Origin of the sequence: uncultured Psychromonas sp. (assembly GCF_947489755.1) — a bacterium.
Lineage (GTDB): Bacteria > Pseudomonadota > Gammaproteobacteria > Enterobacterales > Psychromonadaceae > Psychromonas.
Genome location: NZ_CANLFB010000058.1, coordinates 1 through 4,997, shown reverse-complemented (window position 1 = coordinate 4,997; position 4,997 = coordinate 1). Strand labels below are relative to the sequence as shown.

The 4,997-nt window shown below is 30.9% G+C and carries 2 protein-coding genes; one reads left to right on the top strand and one right to left on the bottom strand.

Going from position 1 to position 4,997, the window contains the following annotated elements; all coding sequences use genetic code 11:
- Positions 1 to 548 precede the first annotated feature (548 nt).
- Positions 549 to 1,232: a PEP-CTERM sorting domain-containing protein gene (locus Q0794_RS17910; RefSeq protein ID WP_298944226.1), complete on the bottom strand. Its 684-nt coding sequence runs from the start codon at positions 1,230 to 1,232 to the stop codon at positions 549 to 551.
- 1,857 nt (positions 1,233 to 3,089) lie between these two features.
- On the opposite strand from Q0794_RS17910, the gene Q0794_RS17905 reads away from it, so the two are divergent.
- On the top strand, positions 3,090 to 4,586 hold the full coding sequence (locus Q0794_RS17905) for a GGDEF domain-containing protein (protein ID WP_298944224.1): 1,497 nt from the start codon (positions 3,090 to 3,092) through the stop codon (positions 4,584 to 4,586).
- Positions 4,587 to 4,997: the final 411 nt, after the last annotated feature.

The window sequence follows — 4,997 nt, the reverse complement described above, 5'->3', positions numbered from 1 at the left end:
TGGTTTGGCGATTACTATCAGATCAAATTCAGAGCATGTTTTCAATGTATTTTTTTCTTAAGATCCAACCTATGAAGATCTATTACTTAAATAACTAATTATGTTATGTATTTGGCAATCGGTGTGCATCATACAAACAAAATCAAACAATTAAAATTAAAAATAAAATAAAAGTACAAATAAAATCAAAAGCAGAAGTGTTTGGGTTGAATTTTACGCAGTAAAATGACTTAATTTAAACATCAGCTAAGATATCGCATTTTTTCGAATACCTTAATAGCTATTTCCTCACCTAATTCAGCGCTAATAAGTAAGTGAATCTAACCTATAAAAGAAGTATTTAATGATTATGACTCGTACGAATAAAAAGGGTATTGGGGTTAAGGAAGTAAAGTGTAGACAGAAAATAGACAAAGAAAAAAGATAAAAGATAAAAGATAAAAGATAAAAGATAAAAAAAGCACCATGCGATTGGCATAGTGCTTTCTATAGTGATTTAATACGTTTAATAAAGCAGTTAGATAAAAGCGGTTAAGCTTAAAATCACATTACTTCTTGAAACGACGGAAACCTAAACCAGCTAAACCAAGTGCAAGAATAGCAGTGGTTGCAGGAGCTGGAACATCAACAATAGAGAAGTTCACATCAGCGACTTCTAGACCTGTTGCAGAATTAGTACCGCCACCTAACCAAGTGATTTGTAAAACATCACCAATGCTTGCAGCTGCTGAATCAAAAGAAAAACTATTAAAAGTCCATTCACTTGTAGTTGCAGTCGGTTCAAATAAACCAGACAGTGAAGTACCTTGTGTTAGGTTTAAAATTTCAACGGTTGCGCCGATTGCATTGTTACGTGCACCAGCAAAAAAGCTTAATACAGCTTCTTGACCAGCTTCAATAACAGAATCTAGCGTAAACGAAGCAGTTAATGTTTCATTACCTAGATCATCGTTTACTTCGATTGCACCAGGAATATTTACTTGTGCAGTTGATGCATCGTTATCATGATCATAAGTACCACTCATACCACGAGGTCCAGCACTTGCATAAGTGTAAACTTCGAAGCCTTGACCACTTGTATCAGACCAAGATACATCCGTTGAGTTTTCTAATGCAGAACTACCGCCACTAAAATCTTCAGAAAAGATCAAGCTAGCATTAGCGACATTGAAAACACAACTTGCAGACAGTAAAACGGTAACAGCCGTTAATTTAGAAAAAGTTTTTTTCATTTTTTATTTCCTTTTTACTCTCTTTCTTATTATCAGAAAGAGTTTCCATTAAATATTATTTTAATTGCCTATATTGTAAGCTATTAAGTTGTCATATCAACTTAATATACTCATAAAGTGTAATTTGATTAAAAGTTCATAAATTACCTATAAATAATTAACTTTATCGATAAAGATCATCTAAGTAAACGAAAAAAATCACCTCTAAGGGAGTACTTGAATTAATGATAATTATTTAGATTAAATTCTAAGCAACATTTTATATGTGAAGATTTTTTAAATATTTACCTACAATAGAAATGACAACTATTTGCATTACCAATTAAGGCATTATCTTTCTATATTTATGCCACCTTAATTTACTCTAGCGATGAGTGTTTATCTCATGAAGGTTTTATTAATTTATTTACTTTTTTGGTTACTTTTTCTTTCATTATTCGTTCATTACTTTCATTACTTTCATTACTTTCATTTTCTAGTCTGTAAATTTTCCCCGCTGACGACATCAAATATGACAAAGCATATTGTTACAATCGATAAAGCGCGAAAAATCTTACTTTGACTATGAGGTAGGAATTTCAATTATTAGAAGTTATCTAGCAAAAAGAGGCAGTAAGTATTTAGTTACTTGGTACGCATGATATGAGTTTATCAGTTCCTAGCATTTTTATAGACCACATCAAAGACTATCCTAGCCTTAAGGATGCCTTACTAATAAAAGATAAAATTAAATAGCAGGATGTTCGATACTAAACGAGCATTAATATGCACGATAAATCAAATCCTCTCGTTGTCATTTATCCAATATAAAGTTAGCACAAAATAAGATTCTTAAAATCTTAGATTGGAGCAGGCATCAAAGTCATCGCTATTGACGTCAGTAAGACCCTATTTCAAATACAGTGTAATCAGTAAAGACTTTAGCGACGAGGTTAGATAGAAAGAGTAAAGGCAGCCATTTGCTAAGTACTATAAAAGTTATTCTAAAAGAAAGAATTTATTGATTTATTAATTAATTAATGGATAACTTAGCCTTACCCCGAACAAACAACATAACTTCTTCATAGAATGAGCAGAGAATTATAACGATTCATATTGTCGTACTTTTGTAAAGATAATACGCAAAGGGAATGAACCCTATATTCTTTTTTTAGAGACTAACGATATTGCAGAAGCACTATTAAAAGCAGTATTCCCCTTTAACTTTATTAATCTCATTATTTGAGTATTCAATTATTGAGCCCTCTTAAAATATCAAAGAACTTCATGCTTAATAATTTACGAAGTATGACTTGATACAAAAATTGGCTCACCTACATTTATTGTTTAGAAAAGACGTTATCAAATACGCGATAAACGGAAATCTAACAACGACTTCTTTTAGAGTAAAAAATCAATTAATCACCATGATGATATGAAGGTGAAGTTATTAAAAGTAATAAAAAACAAGAACTATTCCATTCTAATCAATAATTAGAAAGAAATTTTCTAAAAAATCATCGAACATTATTATGCTTGAATACTATATAATATGGCCTATGTTGATTTTAAATGTCTATTTTTTAATTTAGGATTGGCTTTACATCTCAACCAAGAAAATTAATTAATAAAAAAAAATTAAAAATGAGTGAACAGTTTGAATATCAACCAAATATAAATTATTGTAACTAAAGCCATATGAAATATATTGAAATTATGGTGAGGTAACATTTCATCACTGAATAGAAGTGAATATTAATAGACGATTACAACTTTTTAACTTATTAGACTCTTAACAAAATACTCAAATAGATGCCCGTTAATAGTTTAATTAACGAACAAAATATTGAGCTATCGAATTTATTTGGATAAACACTTATGTCTTCCGATCAAACGTACTATCTGACGATTGCATTGATTAACCTCGTTTTGGCATTTGCCGGAACGCGCATTAAAAATACAGATGAAAGTACTAAATCGACACAATTTTTATTTGGGTCATTCTATGTATTCACTATAAGCTGGTTTTTATATTCTTTAGAGTTAACGCTTTTTACTGAAATATTATCAGCGATATTATCTTCTATGTTCGTATGGGGAATCACTGTTTTTAGCTTTAAACGCTGTAAAATACGCACTCCGCTAAAATCAATTACCAGCTTATTTTCACTTAACATTATTCTGCAAAGTTACTTTATCTTAAACAATGATAAAAGCGCTCTACTACATACTTCAAGTCTATTTATCCCAATTGCTTTTGGTTTATGTGCTTACCTTTTTTTAAAAAAGAAAGCCGATAGAAACCCTTCTGATATGATTATTGTATACACCTATATTGTTATGATAATAATTGTCATCTCGCGATCTGTATTACTAGAAATTTCACCAGAGACATTTGGTATGACGATGGCGTCGACCCAAGTGATATGGCCTATTTTTTCAGTTATATCAGGTATTTTCTTCTTATTAAGTTTTACAGAAGAAGCACAAAAAAAGCTAATAGCAGAGTCGACTACGGATACACTAACAGGTTTATTTAACCGTAGAATGTTCGATGAAAAATTTAAACGACTATTACCTTCTCTTTCGCACGGCAAACATTATGGGGCGTTATTGTATATTGACTTAGATGGGTTTAAACCAATCAATGACAAATACGGACACAATATTGGCGATAAAGTACTTGTCGAATTTGGCGTTAGATTAAACCATTCATTACGAGATGAAGAAGTGATTGCTAGAATTGGTGGGGATGAGTTTGCGATATTGATTAAAAACACAGGCCAAAATAAAACGAGCGCTTATCAGTGTGCTTATGCATTAGCACAACGTGTACAAAGGTTAATGAAAGAAGATATAGATATAAGTGGGTTTAAGTTACAAATTGACTGTAGCATTGGTGTTCACATATTAACGCCACAGGCAACCGATGCAGAGTTAGAAATTAAAGCAGCAGATGCCGCTATGTACCAAGCTAAAAAACGTTTACATAACAGCATTGTTTTTTCAGAAAACTTGAGCCCTTATAAATATAACTTGGCAAAAATAGGGATAACTGAAACAGGCAGTGATCGACAAGAGATAGATAATTTGCTCTTTTCATTACTCGATAAACAAATAGATATAGCAAGTGGCTTCCCACAGTTAATTCAAATGGTCTCGTCTTATTTTAAAGACGAAGTAGCAGCTAGCAAAAAAATGCAATCAAACTTAAGTAAAGAGCAGCGTATTGACCATATAGAACTGCTAGATTCACTACAAAAAATTAATATCAGAAACAATGATTATACGATGCTAAAAAATCTATTAAGCTTTATTAAACAACTCGAAATGCATAATCAAAAGTACAAACACGATGAAAGTATAAAAGCCTAGCCCTATTTTTAATAAATCATCACTGAATATATTAATAACTTTTTTCGATAGGAGTGTAGCAACACTATAATTGAATTTTAAAGCGTCTAAAATAAAATCTATATAATGGAAGAAAGCTTAAGACTTTTAAAAATACCCCTCTATTACTCCCACAAACAAAATTGAATATAGTAAGAATGTCTTAACGTTAACTCATATTTTATTATTTTTTAATAACACTTACCAAGCAGAACTCGTTCACTAACTAAAATAACCTAGCTATTAATTGTAAATTTAATAAATAATATCAATGGTATTAACTCAGTACTCTAAAACTAAGTGTTTTAAAACTAAGTAACCTCAATTCTGCTTAAGGAATTGAACTAAATGCCCACCTAGCGATCAGATCTTTCAACCAAGAACGATTTGAAA